The 16576-nt window shown below is 62.5% G+C and carries 18 protein-coding genes; 11 read left to right on the top strand and 7 right to left on the bottom strand.

Annotated features, from left to right (window positions below):
* Positions 1-202 precede the first annotated feature (202 nt).
* A complete protein-coding gene (locus ORI27_RS28750) occupies positions 203-814 on the bottom strand; it encodes a TetR/AcrR family transcriptional regulator (protein WP_266000553.1) in 612 nt (203 codons plus the stop codon).
* Positions 815-1221: 407 nt separating this feature from the next.
* On the opposite strand from ORI27_RS28750, the gene ORI27_RS28745 reads away from it, so the two are divergent.
* From ORI27_RS28745 to ORI27_RS28730, 4 genes are all read left to right on the top strand, one after another.
* The gene (locus ORI27_RS28745) at positions 1222-2376 is read left to right on the top strand and encodes an acyl-CoA dehydrogenase family protein (RefSeq protein WP_266000554.1); all 1155 of its coding nucleotides are present in this window, start codon (positions 1222-1224) and stop codon (positions 2374-2376) included.
* 172 nt (positions 2377-2548) lie between these two features.
* The gene (locus tag ORI27_RS28740) at positions 2549-3892 is read left to right on the top strand and encodes an aromatic ring-hydroxylating oxygenase subunit alpha (RefSeq protein ID WP_266000555.1); all 1344 of its coding nucleotides are present in this window, start codon (positions 2549-2551) and stop codon (positions 3890-3892) included.
* Positions 3893-3975: 83 nt separating this feature from the next.
* Positions 3976-4473, top strand: coding sequence for an aromatic-ring-hydroxylating dioxygenase subunit beta (locus ORI27_RS28735; RefSeq protein ID WP_266000556.1), 498 nt, complete (start codon positions 3976-3978; stop codon positions 4471-4473).
* Between the two features lie 112 nt (positions 4474-4585).
* Positions 4586-5005, top strand: a complete 420-nt coding sequence (locus ORI27_RS28730; RefSeq protein WP_266000557.1) for a nuclear transport factor 2 family protein — start codon at positions 4586-4588, stop codon at positions 5003-5005.
* Here ORI27_RS28730 and ORI27_RS28725 read toward each other — a convergent pair.
* From ORI27_RS28725 to ORI27_RS28705, 5 genes are all read right to left on the bottom strand, one after another.
* Positions 4988-5698, bottom strand: a complete 711-nt coding sequence (locus tag ORI27_RS28725) for a tyrosine-type recombinase/integrase (RefSeq protein ID WP_266000558.1) — start codon at positions 5696-5698, stop codon at positions 4988-4990. The genes ORI27_RS28730 and ORI27_RS28725 overlap by 18 nt on opposite strands.
* Entirely contained in the window at positions 5685-6590 is a 906-nt protein-coding gene (locus ORI27_RS28720) for a tyrosine-type recombinase/integrase (protein ID WP_266000559.1), read from the bottom strand. Before ORI27_RS28720 ends, ORI27_RS28725 begins: the two co-directional genes overlap by 14 nt.
* Before the next feature lie 211 nt (positions 6591-6801).
* Complete coding sequence (locus ORI27_RS28715) at positions 6802-7254, bottom strand: tyrosine-type recombinase/integrase (RefSeq protein WP_266000561.1); 453 nt, start codon at positions 7252-7254, stop codon at positions 6802-6804.
* Between the two features lie 13 nt (positions 7255-7267).
* Positions 7268-7942 carry a tyrosine-type recombinase/integrase gene (locus ORI27_RS28710; protein ID WP_266000563.1) on the bottom strand — a complete coding sequence of 225 codons (675 nt, stop codon included), beginning with the start codon at positions 7940-7942 and terminating at the stop codon, positions 7268-7270.
* A 48-nt stretch (positions 7943-7990) separates the two neighbouring features.
* Entirely contained in the window at positions 7991-8329 is a 339-nt protein-coding gene (locus ORI27_RS28705; RefSeq protein ID WP_266074032.1) for a hypothetical protein, read from the bottom strand.
* Positions 8330-8859: 530 nt separating this feature from the next.
* On the opposite strand from ORI27_RS28705, the gene ORI27_RS28700 reads away from it, so the two are divergent.
* From ORI27_RS28700 to ORI27_RS28675, 6 genes are all read left to right on the top strand, one after another.
* On the top strand, positions 8860-9504 hold the full coding sequence (locus ORI27_RS28700; RefSeq protein ID WP_266000565.1) for a TetR/AcrR family transcriptional regulator: 645 nt from the start codon (positions 8860-8862) through the stop codon (positions 9502-9504).
* Positions 9505-9723: 219 nt separating this feature from the next.
* Entirely contained in the window at positions 9724-10479 is a 756-nt protein-coding gene (locus tag ORI27_RS28695) for a hypothetical protein (RefSeq protein WP_266000566.1), read from the top strand.
* Positions 10480-10546: 67 nt separating this feature from the next.
* A complete protein-coding gene (locus ORI27_RS28690; RefSeq protein WP_266000567.1) occupies positions 10547-11788 on the top strand; it encodes a cytochrome P450 in 1242 nt (413 codons plus the stop codon).
* The gene (locus ORI27_RS28685) at positions 11785-12600 is read left to right on the top strand and encodes a hypothetical protein (protein ID WP_266000568.1); all 816 of its coding nucleotides are present in this window, start codon (positions 11785-11787) and stop codon (positions 12598-12600) included. Before ORI27_RS28690 ends, ORI27_RS28685 begins: the two co-directional genes overlap by 4 nt.
* The gene (locus ORI27_RS28680; protein WP_266000569.1) at positions 12597-13397 is read left to right on the top strand and encodes a hypothetical protein; all 801 of its coding nucleotides are present in this window, start codon (positions 12597-12599) and stop codon (positions 13395-13397) included. The genes ORI27_RS28685 and ORI27_RS28680 overlap by 4 nt, the downstream gene beginning before the upstream one ends.
* The gene (locus tag ORI27_RS28675; protein ID WP_266000570.1) at positions 13394-14365 is read left to right on the top strand and encodes a DUF7065 domain-containing protein; all 972 of its coding nucleotides are present in this window, start codon (positions 13394-13396) and stop codon (positions 14363-14365) included. Before ORI27_RS28680 ends, ORI27_RS28675 begins: the two co-directional genes overlap by 4 nt.
* Here ORI27_RS28675 and ORI27_RS28670 read toward each other — a convergent pair.
* A complete protein-coding gene (locus ORI27_RS28670; protein ID WP_266000571.1) occupies positions 14348-15088 on the bottom strand; it encodes a TetR/AcrR family transcriptional regulator in 741 nt (246 codons plus the stop codon). The two genes, ORI27_RS28675 and ORI27_RS28670, sit on opposite strands and share 18 nt — an antisense overlap.
* 85 nt (positions 15089-15173) lie before the next feature.
* Between ORI27_RS28670 and ORI27_RS28665 the strand changes: the two genes are divergently transcribed.
* Positions 15174-16337, top strand: a complete 1164-nt coding sequence (locus ORI27_RS28665; protein WP_266000572.1) for a spirocyclase AveC family protein — start codon at positions 15174-15176, stop codon at positions 16335-16337.
* The last annotated feature ends 239 nt before the right edge of the window (positions 16338-16576 follow it).

The following is a 16576-nucleotide window of genomic DNA, read 5'->3' as shown; positions in this document are numbered from 1 at the left end:
GGATAGAGACATCACGGCGAAAATGCCGTCGCAGGGATTCACCGGATCATCGGACACCGAGGCCGAGGCCAGCGTCTAAGAAGAATCCACCCGCCGACACACGCACCCCCCGCCGAGCGAGGGCAGGTTAGGGGAGCAACCGGCCGAAACGGGTCGTTCAGGAACGCAGAGCACGACTCCCGGATTTGGGAGATGCCAAACGCTATTGCTGGCCAGCCCGCCGAAGACCCGAGCCCTTAGTTGGGTCCTGTCCGACCGGGACCGGGCGATGGTCGATCAGCTCGGCGAATACCTGAGCCAGCCGTTCGGCCCCGTCGGATTCGAATGCGAACATCGACATGCCCAGGCGGAGTACGATTTCCGCCACTTCCCACGTGGTCACGTCCCCGGATCGGACCACTGTCCACTGTTCGGTCGACGGTGCGATTGCCCCGCGGACGACGGCAGTGAATTGGTGAATCCTCGCCTCCAAGTACGGCAGGGCAAACGTAGGTTCGGCGCGAAACACGTCGCGCGCGATCGGGTAGTAAACGCCGAAGCGCGCAGTCGCAGTCAGCACAACCTCGATTCGGCGGTGGAGCCCCGGATCGCTGGCGACGGCGTCATCGATTGCCCGGCCATAAACCTCACCGACGTGTTCGGACACCGCCTCAAAGACCGCATTGCTGTTCGGAAAATACCGGTACAGCGTCCGCCGAGATACGTGCGCCTCGCGACTCAGGCTCGCCATGGAAAAGCCTTGCGCACCCTGGCGCGCGAGTGTGCGCAGTGCGGCATTGAGGATGAGGCTCTCGGTATCTGCAGCCGGAGGCATGCGCCAAACCTACTGCACCACCTCGACGTCTTGTGCCACATGACCGTGCCTGATGCCACCCAGCCTGCGACACCTGGGGCAGGCAAGGCCGGCGAGCCATTCGGAGGGTGAGCGCCTCGGCGCCCAGCCGCTCATCGGCCGGGTCGTTACAAACTCCCAACCATGTAGGAGGGAAACCCGCCGCAGCCGACCAGGCCACGTCGGTGAGAACGGGTGAATCCCAGCATTTTCAACCTCAGTTTCACTGAGTGAATTTGCGTCTCGACCTCTGTTGGCCGGCCTGGCAGCGTGCCCACCGTCATCGATGTTTTCTTCGACTATCAGCTGAGCCGGTGTGGTGGGCCACAACCCCGAGTCGGTCGCCTGTGGAGGTTTTTGTGAGTACTACGACGCTGGAGAACACGAGTGTGTTCGCTGCCGTTCGCGCCCTGACACCGGAAATCACGGAGAGGGCCAGCGAGGCGGAGGAGAAGCTGGGGGTGCCCCCGGATATTCACCAGAAGCTCACCCACGCGGGTGCCTTTCGCATGTACCTGCCGAAAAGTGTTGGTGGCGAGGGTCTCACCTTGGCTGAGGGCATGCGGGTCATCGAAGAGGTTTCGCGAGGTGACGGTTCCACCGGCTGGAGTGTGATGGTGGGTGCAGTCTGGGGAATTCTGTGGACTCACTTCCCCGCCGCGTTCGTCCACGATGTCTTCGCCGGCGGTCCAGACGTTCTTGCCCGGGGGGCGGTAGCGCCCAAAGGCACCGCCGAAGTGACTGACGGCGGCTACCGGGTGAAGGGGCGCTGGCCCTTTGGCAGCGGCAGCTACGAGAATCAGTGGGTCTGGGCCAACTGCATCGTGACGCAGAACGGAATCCCCAGGATTGGGCCTTCGGGTGTGCCTGAGATGCGAATGGTGGTGCTACCTGCCGAGCAGGTCGAATTCCTCGATACCTGGAACGTCGTCGGGATGAGGGCGTCGTCCAGCGATGACTTCGTCATCGACGACAAGTTTGTGCCAGCGGAGCACACCGGCGACATTTTCGATGGGGCGGCCTCAACGTTCGACGGCCCACTGTATCGGTTGCCGTTCCGCGTATCGTTGTCGCCGACCCTGTCGGCAATAGTGCTCGGCGTCGCCGCGGGAGCGCTGGAAGACCTGAAGGCGTTGGCCAAGGTCAAGCGGCCGTCGTTCAATCCCGCGATCACCATCGCGGAAGACCCTGTGGTGCAGTACAAGATTGGGCAGCTGGAGGTCCGTCTGGCTGCAGCTCGTGCTTTCAACTACGAAGCGGTCGAGGAAATTTGGGGGCGGGTCGCGGCCGGCGCCCACCTTCAACCTATCGAAGGTGTCCGGGTCCGAGCCATGGTCGCCCATGTTCACACCGAATGCATGGCCATCGTCAATGAGGCGTTCAGCCTCTCAGGCAGTAACGCCATCTACAACGCCTCGGCGTTACAGCGACGCTGGCGTGACGTGCGCGCAGCGTCGCAGCATCTCGGGGCAAGTCCCGAAACCTTCGGGATCTTGGGTGCCCTCGAGCTTGACCAAGATGTTTCGCCCATGGCCACGGATTAGTCATGGCCAGACCGAACAAGCGTCCGCTTCCGAATCGCTTGATCCACGAAGTCGATAACCCTGGGTTCACCGGTGGTATCGCGGCCGAAACTGTCGGCAGTAAGGAGGTGCTGTAATGGTGTTGCAGCAGAGGCCCCCGACGGTCGCCGCCGTTCTCACAGATGGAACGCGGATGTCGGAACTGATTGACACCGAGTACCGCGAAGTCGCCATGCGAGTTTTGGACGACGAAGAGCTGTACCGGCTGGAACTGAAGCATATATTTGCCCGGGCGTGGACAGCCGTCGCGCACGAGGACGAGATACCCGACGTTGGCGATTATGTGCTCCGGTATGTCGGCGAGGACGAGCTCATCATCAGTCGGGGGGAGAACGGTGAGATCACCGCCGCCCTCAATGTATGCAGCCATCGAGGAGTCAAGGTGTGCCGGTTTGAGGCCGGTAATGCCAAGACCTTTCAATGCTCCTACCACGGTTGGGTGTACAAGTCTGACGGCAGCTTCCGTGCCGCCCCGATGGCACGAGAAGTCATGCAGGGGACCTTGCGCTCGAAGGCTGAGCTGTCACTTCTGCGGGCACGCACTGACACATACCTCGGCATGGTGTTCGCAACGTTTGACGAGTCGGCTCCATCGCTGCGTGAATACCTTGGGCCCATCGCTTGGTACACCGACTTGATGTTCGGCCGTACTGACAGTGGCATGACCGTCCTTGGCCATCCACAGCGTTTCACCATCCAGGCGAACTGGAAAAGTGCTGCCGAGCAGCTCGCCGGCGACGTTCTTCACACCGGGTTTCTTCACCGGGCTTTGACTGAACTCGGCATCGTAACGATGAACGACGAGATGCCGGATCATATGCTCGGGGTCAGTGCCAGCTTCCAGGGCCACTTCTCACGCTGCTTCGACCTGCGCAAGGGGCACTACATCTCTGGTCAGAGCGGAAAGGATGTCACCAACCTTAGTCTGATGGAGCGGCTTCGCCTCATACCTCCGCCTGGCATGAGTGTCGACATGGTCGACCAACTGGAATCCAGATTTGACGAGGGGCAGCTGCGTGTCCTCGCGGAATGGACTCCTCAGGAATGCGTGATATTCCCGAATGTCGTTGGCCTGGCAATGCCGTTCCAGATGGCGGACGGCAGCGCCTCCGCCTTCTTCTCCTGGCGATCGTTAGTACCTAAAGGGCCCCACCAATTCGAGATCGTCCACTGGACGATGGTGGAGCGCGACGCCTCGCAGGAACTTCGTGATTCAGTAAATATGATGACCACCACCACATTCGGTTCCGGAGGGTTCATCGAGGCCGACGACAGCGACACCTGGCCGCAGCAGGCCAAGAGCGCTCGCGGTGTCATGGGCGCGCAGCGCAAGCTTCGCTACCAAGCCATCACGGGCGAGAGCCGCCCACACGACTGGCCCGGTCCAGGCCAGATCTATCCAGGAATTGCCAAAGACGACGCGCAGTGGAACTGGTGGCTGCGCTACCTCGAATTCATGGAAGGCAGGCCGTGGTGACCGCCAAACTAGACGCCACAAACGGCGAGAGTGCGAAGCCGAAGTGTTCGTACTATCCGTCGCCTACAGGACAGCGCATTCCGATGACGGACCCTCGGCATACCGAGATCGTCGAGTTCCTCGAGACAGAGTCGACCCTACTCGACGACGGCGAGTTACCGGCGTGGCTGGAGTTGTTCGCGCCCGACGTCGTGTACCGGGCGCCGGTTCGGCTGGCCCGCGCCAATGGCCAGCCGCAGTTCGACACTGAACAGTTCCATCTCAACGAGAACTACATGATGCTCGCGCTGAAAGTGCTGCGCATGGCACACACAGAGTCTGCTTGGTCCGAGAACCCCGCATCACGCACCCAACGCATCGTGCACAAGATCCGCGCATACGACACCGACACCGACAACGAACTCGAGGTACGCAGCTCCATCGTGCTGCTCCGTTCGCGCTGGGATGAGACAACATTCGAACTCACTGCCGGCCGCAGAATCGACATCATTCGGTGCCAAGAACCGTGGAAGATTGCCTCCCGCACGATCTACTTCGACCAAACTGCGCTCGGCGCCCCGAATCTGAGCAGCTATCTGTAGGGAAGTTAACCCAACAGGTCCGGAGAATCATGTCCGCGGCGGCCTTTTGCGCGCGCGAAACGCGGGGGGTCCCTACTACCACAACGATTGACCTAGATGAAGGTGAAATACGATGGACGCGATCGCTACCAACCAGAAGTACGAATCAGAAGTGCTTCATACCGTCAACCAACTCTTCGCTGCACTCGAAGCCGGCGACCTCTCCGCGGCGAAGGCGCTGTTCCACAACAACGCCGTGGTCTGGCACAACACTGACATGACAGAGCAGGCTGCCGATACCGCCCTTGCGCCGCTTGGCCTCCTGGCGACCTACAACGCGCGATTCGATATCGTCAGGCGCTACCTGGTCGAGGATGGCTGCATCCAGCAGCACACCGTGCGCCGCACCACGACCACAGGTGAAATCCTCGAAGTCTCGGCCATCCAGCGAATTTGTGTCGACGACGGGCTGATCAGCCGGATCGAGGAGTACCTGGACACCTTCCAGGCGATGCGCTTTCTAACCCCGGATCCACTAGCTCAGATACCGTAATTTGACCCGATCGGACACGGTATAGACCCCACGCAGTGCCCACGGAAGCCAACTGAAGAAGTTTTCGATCTCATCACTGGCGACGTAGTCGGGGTTGAGATCCATGTGCAATCTCCGACCACGTGGGGTCCGGCGGTGCTCACATCGATCTTGCCTGCGGCATCGCGCCGGACAGCGTCCCGACAGATACCAGTAGGTGTCGGCGGGGCTGACATGGCCAAGGTAGGTCGACAGGGTTGCGATGTGCTCGTCGACGCTGAGCTCGGATCGCTGCCACCGGATCCGGGTGTCCACGGCAAAGCTGTGTCTGGGGTCATGTGCCCGCGGGTGGACGGTCTCGGTGCGTATCCCGAGCGAGGTGGTGATCTTCCTGAGGGTCTTGCTCACGCCGCTGCGATCGAGCCTGGGGCCCGCGGAGGAGACGAAGAACGCTCTCGCGCAGGGTCTGGGGCAGAGGCGGTCGTGCTCGGCGACGTAGCGCGACAAGGCTTCGGTGACCGTCGGGTGCAGCGGTACCAGCCTGGAGCGGTCGAACTTCGCGTGGCGGATCGTAGTGACGTCGCGCCGGTGGCCTCCAGGTAGGCGACCAGCTGCGGGAGCAAGTGCCCGGCCCGCTCGAGCTTGAAGCCCAGTGCCCGGCGCAGCTGCAGGTAGTCGGCCACGTGTCCGCTCAGCGCGCTCATCGCCGTGCACCTTCGGGCCATGGCGCCGAGATTAGCCGTAGCCGATCGAGGTCGACGCGGGCGTAGGCCGCTGTGGTCTGCAGGCTGTGATGACGCAGCACCTGCGCGATCTGTGTCAGCGGCACCCCGATTGCGACCATCTCGCAGGCCACGGTGTGGCGCAGTCGGTGCGAACCCACCTCAGCTACCCCTGCTCGCCGGCACGCCCGACGCACCACCAGCTCACCGGCCGGCCAATCGACGTCATCGATATGGAGGGTGGCCACCTCGCTTCTGCGCAAGCCCAGCCGCAGCAGCGCGATGATCAGCGCGTAGTCGCGCCGCCCGAGTGCCGAGCGTCGATCACAACTCTCGAGCAGGGCCTGTGCCTCGGCCCGGGTGATCCATTGAGGCAGCGCCGAACGTCGCCGTCCGGTCACCGGCAGCGCCGCCTGGGACAGGTCAACGTGCATCAGCCCCTCGACAAAGCAGAAACGCAGCAGCGCCCGCAGCCCGGCGACGAAGTTTTGCGTCGCGCTCACCGAGACCGCCCCGGACTCGCGCAGCACTGCCCGCGTCACGTCCGCTGCCGTCACGTCGGCAAGGTCGCTGGGCGACAACCCGGCCAGGAACCGGGCTGCGTGGCACACGTAGCCACGAGCAGTACCAACCGCCAGGCCGCGCTCGGCAAACAGGTAGCGCTCGAAAGAGTCCAACAGCACATCCGTCGGCGAGCCGACCCGGAGCGGCTCCTCGGCAGCCAATCCCAGCCGTTGCAGCACGTCGAGCAGACACAGCGGGCCCGGACGTGACCACTGAGCGCGGTGACGCCCGGCACCACGTTGGAAGGCAAGGAACTCCTCGACACGCTCGCCGGTCAGCTCAGCGACGCCCAGCCTCCGCACCTCGAGCCAGTTACTCATCCGCGCTACCTGCCGCAGCTGGTTCACTGACGTCAACGACGTGTAGCACCGATGCTTCAACTCCATTCGCGTACGCGTCCGCGAATGGAGCCAGTGGCCCCGTCATCAAGACCTTGCTCACCCTGCTCGTTGGCCTGACCATGCTCGTCTCCTTCTCGTTGCGAATGCGAAGGAGACAATGATCGAATGCGGCGTTGTTATGCCAACCCCATCAGGCGGGATTCCCTGCGCCACAAGGGCGATCGCACCCAGGTCGGCATAACGCAGAGGTCGGCATAATCGTGAAGCCGCGGCGAAGAGGCCGCGTGAGCTCCGATTCCTGCACTGTCGCAGAGGTTTCGGAACACGGCATGGATCGTTTGATAGACCATCCTGTTGCCCCAGTAGAGACGAAGCAGCTCACCGTCGTCGGTTCGCGGTGAACCTCGTCGCGCAGACGGGCATAGCGTTGCAGCGCGGCCAGCACCGATGGCTGCAACGGCACCAAGCGTGACTTGCCGAACTTCGACTCGCGGATCGTCAACGTCGCGTCGGTTTCGGCGACATCGCCGCGGTCGAGTCGGATGGCTTCACCGACCCGCATACCCGTGGCCGCCAACAGCCCAATCACGGTTTCATGTGTTGCCGAAGCGAACCAGGTCCGCAAGCACTGCGCGCCCGTCATCAGCGCGCCGATGTCATCGATGCTGAAGATGAACGGCTCGTGACGGCGTCGGCGCGAACCGACCAGCCCGAACGGCGGAATCTCGGTGCGCGCCGTCGAGTCCGGCCATGTGCCGGGCGAACCCGCGGGCGATGGTCATCCGGTGGGAGGCCACCGTGCCCGACGGGTCGACGTCGGGTGCCGTGACCCACCCCAACGCGGCAGCAACGGTCACCGTCTCCAAGCCGGCATCATCGAGCAAGGCGACGAACGCGACAACAGCCGATGGTATTCGGCGAGCTCGTGGCCCAGGCGATTGCGCAGCCGCAGGTAATCCGATGCGGCATCGGCCAGCGCGCTCATCGTTCGCCGGCCAAGGCAGGGCGATCGACCGCAGTGTTGCCACGTCGACCGTCGCGTAGAGCGCGGTGGTGGCCAGATCGCGGTGACGCAGCACCTGGCCGATGTCGACCAGCCTCACTCCGCGACGCAGCATCTCGGCGGCCAGCGTGTGCCGCAAACGGTGCGCGCCGACCCGGGGCGGTCCGGCCCGGTCGCATGCCCGGCGCGTCACGTCACTGACCAGATCCGGCACGATTCCCCGCCTGGGGGCCTTGCAGGAGTTGAACACCGAGCGCAGCAAGGTCTGCGGCCGGACGTCGGCGAGGTATTCGGCCAGCGCTCGACCGACATCTGTTGGCAGCGGCATCCCGTCTTCACGGGACCCCTTGCCGCGAACAATGATCCGGCCGCCGCGCTAGTCGACGTCGCCCAACTCCAGCCTTGCCACCTCAATCGAGCGCAAGCCCAGCCGCGCGACCAGCAGCAGAATCGCATAGTCACGGACCTGGACCGGATCCCCGTGATCGCAGCTGTCCAGCAGCAACGCCACGTGGCCGGCGGGCAGCGCCTTGGGGATACGTGTTTCGCGCCACCCCGCCACCGGGGGAACCGACGTGGTCAACAAGCGCGGTGTCAGCCCGCGCACGCATAGGAACTTCAGCAGGGACCGCAGTTGGGCCACCCGGCCCTTGGCTGAGCCGACGCTGATCCGCTCGCTTTCACGCTGCAAGAACCCCACTTCAGCCCCGGTCAACGCGCCGCGGCTTCATCACTGTCACCGACTGAGTGCAGCTCAAGGAACCGGCGTGCGAGACGCAACTTCGACGTGTGGCACAACTATGCCGTTGTCGGATCCGCCACAATGATGAGAAAACGCGTCCGCGATCTTGATGAGAGTCTTGCAGAACCTGCAGGTAGGTAGCCGCGAATCGCCATCATGTTTGAGGACCGACATCGGAGGTGTCGGTTGTCAAACTTTGGGGTGGACAGATGGCGGATCCGCCACGAAACTGATTTCTCGACAGACTTATCGTGACACTGCGCGCCGACTCGGATGTCGTGATGAGGTGGCGGTGGTCGGTGGCGTAGGCCAAGTTCTATTTCACGTTAAATTTAATTGACCTGGGGCCATCGTGAATGGCGGCTGATGCGCCAGGCGATCCGCTGTACGCTACAGTTGCCGCCGGGCTCGCGGGTCCTGCTGAAACGCGCTGGTCAGTACCGCATTTCGGCGGTAGGTCCGGAAAGTCGCGAAGGTTTGACGACAGGTAGGTGCACTGCACGATGACAGTGACGACCCGCAAGGGGAGGGTCAGCCGCGCGACGAGGCGAGAAGAGATCGCCCACCGGCTGTTCACCGCAGCTGAACGAATGCTGGACGATGGAACCAGTTTCGCGGCCATCAGCGTCGAGCAGCTCATCACCGGCGCGGAGATCGCCCGGTCCACCTTTTATGTGTACTTCGAAGACAAGGGCGCTTTGGTCCTGGAGCTGGCGGACCGCGTCACTCGTGAAGTGGGAGAAGCTGCCTCGGCTTGGTTCAACTTGCAGCCGGGAGCAACTCGTGGTGACCTCAAGGCGGCACTCGGCAAGATTGTCAAAGAATACGTACGGCACCGGCACATGATGGCCGCGGTCGTCGAGGCGGCTGCCTACGACGAGCGGGTTCGGGCACAGTACGCCCGTGTCATGCAACACCGTTTCGAAGACATGGCCACCAGTTTCCGTGCCCAGCAACGGGCCGGAGTCATCGCGGCTGACCTCGATATCGAGTCCGTGACGTCCTGGTTGGCCTGGATGATCGAACGCGGGTTGTATCAGCTGTCGAGTGAAAGTGACGATCCGCCAGCCGACCGTCTCGACGGGATGACGACCATCGTCTGGGAGACGCTGTACGCACGCGCAAGTCGCGACGGGGGAGCTTCGTAACAGACGCCACTGCAATGACATTGGCGCTTCTCAGAGTTCGCGCGCGCAATTGCGGCACTAAGTCCAGGCGCATCATCACTTGCCGGTGCTGTGATTGACACCACAATCAAGCTCGTACATACTGTTCGAATAGCTCGTATGAGATAGTCGAGCGGGTCGGTGGTGAGCAGCCGCGAATCGGTCGGCAACGGGCAAGTGCCACGGCAGGAAAGGTGATCGATGAAGCGTGCCACCGAGTTGGCGTGCGCATGGGGCGGAATCGCCTTCTCGGTGCTGTTCTTCGTCGGCTTCGTGGGCATCGCACGCTTTTTCCCGCCGTTGAGCCCGGCGGACACGGCCGAGCAGACCGCAGCTATCTACCGGGATCACGCGAGCGCCATCCAAACCGGACTGCTGGTGGCCTACGTCGGAACGATGTGCTTCCTGGCATTCGGCTCCGGAATCGTCGGCCAAACGCGACGAATCCGTGGCGTAGCGCCGGCAGTCACGTTCTTCCAGGTTTCCAGCTACGCCTCGGCTGTCCTGCTCATCATTTTGCCGCTCATCTGTTGGTTCACCGCGGCGTTCCGGCCGGAAACCCGGTCCGCTGAGTCGATTCAGTTGATCAACGATTTCGGGTGGATCGGCTTCGTCATCGGCTTCCCGCCGTTCGTCACCTGGGTGTTCTCCACCGGACTGGCCATCCTCTCCGACGAGTCGGAGCGGCCGTTGTATCCGCGTTGGTCAGGCTATCTGAGCCTGTGTATGGGCCTGCTCCAAGTGATGGCCCTGTTGCTGGTGTTCTTCAAGGTGGGCCCGTTCGCGTGGGACGGGTTGTTCTCCTGGTACATCCCCTTTACTGACTTCTTCGCCTGGTTCGTGGTCATCACCGTGCTGACGATCAAGGCGATCAACAATCCGGGGTACGAGGCGTTGGCGGATGCCCGCTCCGATCAGACGCCCGAACTCGCCCTCAGCCGGCGCGCCGAGGCGTAGTCCGCGTGCGGTTGTCTCAGCTACGACGTTCGCTGTTCCCACCTTAGTTCTGTCTCAGGAGAGTGAAATGACCGCTACGACATCTATATCCGCGACGGTACCCACGCTGCGGTTCGATCACCACTCCGCCTACACGTCGAACCATCGTGACGACGTGTTGGCTCAGGTTCGTCCCCACCCCATCTTCTGGACTGAGAGTCACGGCGGGTACTGGGTCGTGACGTCACACAGTCTGGTCAAGAGAGTTCTTCGTGACCCCGCCTTGTTTTCGTCGCACAAGACCGAGGAGATGACCGGCGGTGTCACAATCCCCACCGTCATCGGGCCGCGGATCATCCCCGCCGAGATCGACCCGCCCCATCACATGAAGTTGCGGAAAATCCTTGCTCCGCAGTTCAACCGCGCGGCAATAGAGCGAGTCCGACCACGGCTGGAGGAAATGATCTCCGGCATAATCGACGACGCTGTCGCCAAAGGCGACTTCGACGTCGTACACGACATCGCCGATCGGATTCCGGCCGGTGCGATCGTGGAGTACCTGGGCTTCGCTGAAGAAGAGCGAATTCCGTTCATCGCTTCGGTGCATGCGGCGCTCAACGTGATGCCCTACGCATCCGATCCGGATTTCGTCAACTCACCGAAGATGCTGGAAGGTATGACCGCGCTCGGACACGCGGTCGACGTGATCAAGTCGCTCATTGCTCAGCGGCGCGCAGACCCGACCGACGATGTCGTCAGTCACCTGGTTTCGCCCGAGTTCGAGCTAGAAGACGACGAAATTCTCTGGGTGACTTTCACTCTCATCGTCGGCGGGGCGGAGAACCCGGCTGCCATGATCGGCAACTCACTGCTGTACCTCTCCCAGGACGCCGACCTGCGCGCTCGGCTGGTGGCGGACCACAGCCTGATTCCGGCGGCGTGTGAAGAACTCCTGCGTCAGACGTCGTCGGCGGTCTCCTTGGCGCGCACCGTGACTCAGGATATCGAGTTGGAGGGGGCGCAACTGCGGCAGGGAGATCGGCTGCTGGTCTGGCTTCCGGCGGCGAACCGAGACGCCACCGTATTCGAACGGCCCGATGCCGTCGATATCGACCGACCTTCCTGCCCCCATGTGGCATTGGGTGACGGACCCCATGTCTGCGTCGGCGCGGCGATGTTCCGCGTCTGGTTCGACATCATGATGCGCGAGATCCTCACGAAGATGCCGGATTTCACCGTCGACCTGGATCGTTCGCAACGTTTCGACGATGCCGCGACGATGTGGGGTTGGCGCTCGATGCCCGCCACCATCAACAGTGCACCGGCATGACGAACCTGCCCTACGCCCTCGAAGCCCACCCGTTCTTCAGTTGGGTGTTCACAGCGGTCGGCGCGGTGTTCTTTGTGGCGTCTGCGGTGTGGGCGCTCACCTCGTCGCGGCGACTGTCCACCGCCATTCCCGTTCTCGCACTTGCCGGCGGATTCATCGCGGCTCTGGAAGAGCCATGGATCAACACCATGATCCAGCTCTGGTATCCCCGAGACAGCCCGCTCATCGCCTTCATCGCGATGGAGCATGCCCAGCCGCTGTACGTCTTCCTGGTGTATCCCGGGTTCGTTGGATTGGGTGCTTACGTTGTCTACCGCAGCCTGGTCACCCACCCGGACGGTCGCCATCTGTGGCGATTTTTCGCCGGGATCGTCCTGCTGGATCTGGTGTTCGAGCTGCCGACGACCGCCGCAGGCGTGTTCTACTATTACGGCGATCAGCCGATGCAGCTTGTGAGCAACGGGTGGCCGTTCTGGGCCGGACCCATCAACGCCGCAGGCCCTCTCCTCGCTGGCTGGCTGATGTACCGGCTGGTGCCAGTGTTGTCGGGGGCGCGCCGCATATTCGTCGTCGTCGCGCTGCCACCGCTGGCCTACGCGGGTATCTACGGTGCCGTCGGCTGGCCGGTCTACACGCTGCTGAAGACCGATGTCCCGATGGCGGCGCGATGGGCCGCGGCTGTGGTGACGATCGCGCTCTGCGTCGGCACTGTCGCGATGATCAAGCTTTCGCTAAGCCGAAGCGCCGATGAGACAGTGCGATTCGGCGATGATGCGCCGCACATGGCGATCGACAAGGCGGAGCAGCGATGAACAAGATGACTCTGCGGTGGTGCAACTTCAGCGGCGTGGCGTTCCTCGTCATGTGGCTGGTGGGCTTCTTATTCTTTGCGCGCGTTGTGCCACCACCGTCGCCGGATGCGAGTGCGACGCAAGTCGCCCAATTCTTCGCCCAACACACCGGTGGAATCCGCTTCGGCATCATGCTGACGCTGTTCGTGTCACCGCTGTACGCGTCATGGTCCGCGGCCATCGCGGCTCAGATGAAGCGAATGCCGGGCGTGTATCCGGTGCTGGCCGATCTCCAACTTGTGCTCGGGGGCCTCACAGTACTGGTCTTCATGATCCCGGCGCTGCTGCTGGAGGTGGCTGCCTTCCGCCCGGATCGCGCACCGGGGGCCATCCAAACGCTCGATGACATCGCCTGGATGATGTTCATCGGCATGGGTGCCACCGCGATCCTGCAGCCGGCCATTATCGCGGTGGCCATCTTCCAGGACCGTGGCGAGAACCCCGTCCTTCCCCGCTGGGTGGGCTACCTCAACGTCTGGACGGTGCTGCTGTTCCTTCCCGGCCCGTTCTGTGTGTTCTTCAAGACCGGCCCGTTGGCCTGGGACGGCGTCTTCCCATGGTGGATTCCCTTCGTTGTCTTCGCGCTGTGGATGCTGGTCATGATTATCGTTCTGCACCGCTCCATCAACCGCTATGAAGGTAGTCCGATCACATCGGCGGCCGTGGACGCCGAAATCTCCCAGCGGATCACGGAAATCGTCGACGCGAAGATCGATGCGCTGCGTCTCGAGTTGACCCGGACGGACCGTTCAGCGTGATCGGACCGGAAGATGATTCCTTACATGATCCGGGCGAAGAGTTGTACTGGAACGAGAGCGCCTGGTTCCCGATCAGCATTCCGGAACGACTGTTGAGCGGATGGGTGATGGTTTTCCATCGGCCCAACATGAAGCTCTCGGTCGGCGGGATCGCACTATGGGATCCGTCTGGGGAAAACCCCTATGACTGCCTGTATTACGACTGGGGTGATCTGTGGGCGTTCCACCCGTCGTGGGATATGTTCGACTGCGCATTGCCGAATGGCCTAACGGTGCGGATGGTCGCCCCGCTGCGCGAGTTCTCGATCACCTATGACGGCAATGGTTGCCGGGCGGACCTGTCGTGGACCGCGACGGCTGAGCCGTTTCATTCGAAATGGTCCAACGGTAGCGCGGACGCCTGGGGCAGCGGGCATTTCGAGCAGCCCGGACTGATGACCGGAACGATCACACTGGGTGGTGAGCGGCTCGAGGTACGGTGCCGATCGAACCGGGACCATTCCTGGGGTCCGCGACATCCAAAGCAGATCCCGAGGGCTGATTTCCCTTGGGGCCTGGACGACAACGGCGACGGCTTCCACTTGTTCGTGGTGGCTGATCAGCCGCCAGACCGTGATCCCATCGATGGAACAACCGAGACCCTGCTGTTCGGTTGGCGGCGAGCCGATGGGGTGACGAGCCCGCTGGTGACGGGGGAGCGCCGGGTCGTCGAGCGCGGCCCAGATGGACGTCCATTGCGGCTGCAGCTCCGGGGAATTGATCAGCTGGGTCGCCAACTGATCGCCGACGGCGAGTGCGTGAACTGGCTGCGCTGGCAGGGCTATCCCTTCACATTCCAGTGGTGGTGCATGGTCCGGTGGGATATCGATGGCAGCCCCGCCTGGGGGGAGCTGCAAGAGTTCTACCCGTTGCAGCAGAGCCGCGAGTACTTCCGGGCCGAGCGTGACTCGTCAGTCATCGGTTCGTGATGGGGGTTGTTCGGGTGGTTGAGTGCGCGGTTTGCGTTCCAGCCCCCACAAGGCGAGTTCGGACATCGCCTCAACGAGCTGCTCTGCGCTGGGCTGCTTTTCAGGAAGGATGATCCAGTCGTAGGCGTTGGCACCCATCACCATCGCCATCAGGATGCGCAGAGTCAGATCGAGTCCGACGGGGGAGAACCATTGGCGGCGTTCTGCTTCCAGTTCTGCCATCAGCCGAAACTGCGCGAAGAGGTTGTCGAATGCGTCGCGCAGTCTGGTGACGATATCGTCGCCGAGCTCGTCGCGGGCCAGCGCCAGCCCGTGTAAGGCGTTCTTGTGTTCAGCAAGGCTGTTGAACATGTCGTTGATCATCAGCTGCATCAGCGGGGCGTCCGCGAGCGGTTGATTGCGCTGATGAAGCCAGTCTCTGTGCGTGCGCTCGAGCAACTCGACGAAAGGGACCAGCACCGACGCCGCGAAAAGGTCGGCTTTGGTCTCGAAGTGCCGGTCGAGAACAGACATCGCCACCCCGGCGTCGCCGGCGATGATTTTCTTGGTGGCCCGGGCATAGCCATGAGTCGCGAACGTCTCCGCGGCGGCGTCCAGGAGCAGTGATCTGACTTCGGCTGGTCGCCTGCGTGTGGCGGGTACAGCCGTGCGCTTCGCGGACAGTGCCTGCCTCCTCGATATGACCGGTTTCGCCCAGTTTACGAGGACGGTGTAGAGGTACATAGTACCCTTGACAGAGGGTGTTACACCCTTTAATGTCTCGAACGCGAGCCCAGACGCGGCTCCTCACTTCTGAAGGAGTTGGTGTATGACCCAGGTGGACCGTACGGGCCTCTCGGCGCCGGGTCGGCCGCCGCAACTGGACACCAGCCAGCCCAAGGCGACATTGCCTGTTCAGGTGTGGGCGACGATCGGCGGGCTGGTGCTCGCGTTCATCGTCGTCATCTGGACGAAATGGGTTATGGGCCCGTACTTCACGCCGGTGCCAAGCGGACCGAGTCGCCAGCCCACCTGGATGACGAACCTGCAGTTCGTGTGGCAGATCGCTTTCACGGGTATCGCGCTGTGGTTTCTGTACTGGTTCCTGGTGAGGCCGTGGCGTCGGGACGGCCGCCCGTCCACCGATGGTCTGCTGTGCGTTGCGATCGCCCTACTGTTCTTCCAGGACCCGCTGTCGAGTTTCACCGGGCATTGGTTCACCTACAACATGAACCTGTTTCAGTACGGCTCGTGGGTTAACGAGATCCCCGGCTGGATGGCGTATGGAGCACCCGGGGCGAACGTCGGCGAACCTCTGGTCTTCACCGGCGCCGTGTACATCTGGGCATTTTTCGGCATGACGTTGATCGGGTGCTGGATCATGCGGATGGTGAGCCGGCGGTGGCCTCGCCTCAGTAAGCCGTCCCTGATCGCGATCTGCTTCTCAACCCTCTTCGTCGCCGATGTGATCCTCGAGGGATTTATTTGGCTACCACTGGGTTTCTTGACCTATCCCGGCGGGCACTGGAATCTGTTCGCCGGCAGCTGGCATCAGTACCCGGTACACGAAGCGATCTTCGCGGGTGCGCTCTTCACCGGCCTGGCCTGCCTGCGCTACTTCGTCAACGATCGTGGCGAAACCATCGCCGACCGCGGCCTGGAGAAGCTGAAGGCTGGTTCCGGGGTCAAGACCACGCTGAAATTCCTCGCATTCATCGGCGTAACGCAGGCCATCATGATGGTGACCTACAACATCCCGGTTGCGGTACTGATCGCCGCCAACCCCGCGGAGTGGCCGAAGTCGATCCAAGAGCGCTCGTACTTCACCGATGGCGTGTGCGGGGCCGGAACGACTCGGCTGTGCCCGCAGCCCGGCGTGCCGACAGTCGGCGTCGGTGACGTCGAAATCGGACCCGGTGGACGGTCGAACGTTCCCGCTGGTGTCTCCGTGCCGACGAGTTTCGTGCCGTTCGTCGACACGCCCACCGGCTAACCACGAATCTTAGTCTTTACCAACAGCATTCGTGGTCGAAGTATCACCAGGCTTGAAGGCGTTCGCCACCTTCCTGCCGACGAACTGCGGTCCCAACGGAACCTAAGGGGAAGCGCATGAACCGGAACGCGCAGCTCGCTTGTGCGTGGTGCGGCGTGATCATGGTGGTCATCTGGGTGGTGAGCTTCATCGTGCTGGCGGGATTCATTCCGCCGCCGTCGCCGCAGAGCAGTGAGCAG

The sequence above is a fragment of the Mycobacterium pinniadriaticum genome, assembly GCF_026242045.1.
In the GTDB taxonomy this organism is placed as follows: domain Bacteria; phylum Actinomycetota; class Actinomycetes; order Mycobacteriales; family Mycobacteriaceae; genus Mycobacterium; species Mycobacterium pinniadriaticum.
Note: the sequence above shows the minus strand (reverse complement) of the source record. Positions and strands in the feature narration are given on the sequence as shown.

What these genes read in the sequence shown, in the direction of transcription:
- ORI27_RS28750 (WP_266000553.1), bottom strand. Translation starts at nt 814, where the DNA reads ATGCCTCCGGCTGCAGATACCGAGAGCCTCATCCTCAATGCCGCACTG.
- ORI27_RS28740 (WP_266000555.1), top strand. Translation starts at nt 2,549, where the DNA reads ATGTCGGAACTGATTGACACCGAGTACCGCGAAGTCGCCATGCGAGTT.
- ORI27_RS28735 (WP_266000556.1), top strand. Translation starts at nt 3,976, where the DNA reads ATGACGGACCCTCGGCATACCGAGATCGTCGAGTTCCTCGAGACAGAG.
- ORI27_RS28730 (WP_266000557.1), top strand. Translation starts at nt 4,586, where the DNA reads ATGGACGCGATCGCTACCAACCAGAAGTACGAATCAGAAGTGCTTCAT.
- ORI27_RS28720 (WP_266000559.1), bottom strand. Translation starts at nt 6,590, where the DNA reads ATGAGTAACTGGCTCGAGGTGCGGAGGCTGGGCGTCGCTGAGCTGACC.
- ORI27_RS28715 (WP_266000561.1), bottom strand. Translation starts at nt 7,254, where the DNA reads ATGACGGGCGCGCAGTGCTTGCGGACCTGGTTCGCTTCGGCAACACAT.
- ORI27_RS28710 (WP_266000563.1), bottom strand. Translation starts at nt 7,942, where the DNA reads ATGCCGCTGCCAACAGATGTCGGTCGAGCGCTGGCCGAATACCTCGCC.
- ORI27_RS28700 (WP_266000565.1), top strand. Translation starts at nt 8,860, where the DNA reads ATGACAGTGACGACCCGCAAGGGGAGGGTCAGCCGCGCGACGAGGCGA.
- ORI27_RS28695 (WP_266000566.1), top strand. Translation starts at nt 9,724, where the DNA reads ATGAAGCGTGCCACCGAGTTGGCGTGCGCATGGGGCGGAATCGCCTTC.
- ORI27_RS28690 (WP_266000567.1), top strand. Translation starts at nt 10,547, where the DNA reads ATGACCGCTACGACATCTATATCCGCGACGGTACCCACGCTGCGGTTC.
- ORI27_RS28685 (WP_266000568.1), top strand. Translation starts at nt 11,785, where the DNA reads ATGACGAACCTGCCCTACGCCCTCGAAGCCCACCCGTTCTTCAGTTGG.
- ORI27_RS28680 (WP_266000569.1), top strand. Translation starts at nt 12,597, where the DNA reads ATGAACAAGATGACTCTGCGGTGGTGCAACTTCAGCGGCGTGGCGTTC.
- ORI27_RS28670 (WP_266000571.1), bottom strand. Translation starts at nt 15,088, where the DNA reads ATGTACCTCTACACCGTCCTCGTAAACTGGGCGAAACCGGTCATATCG.
- ORI27_RS28665 (WP_266000572.1), top strand. Translation starts at nt 15,174, where the DNA reads ATGACCCAGGTGGACCGTACGGGCCTCTCGGCGCCGGGTCGGCCGCCG.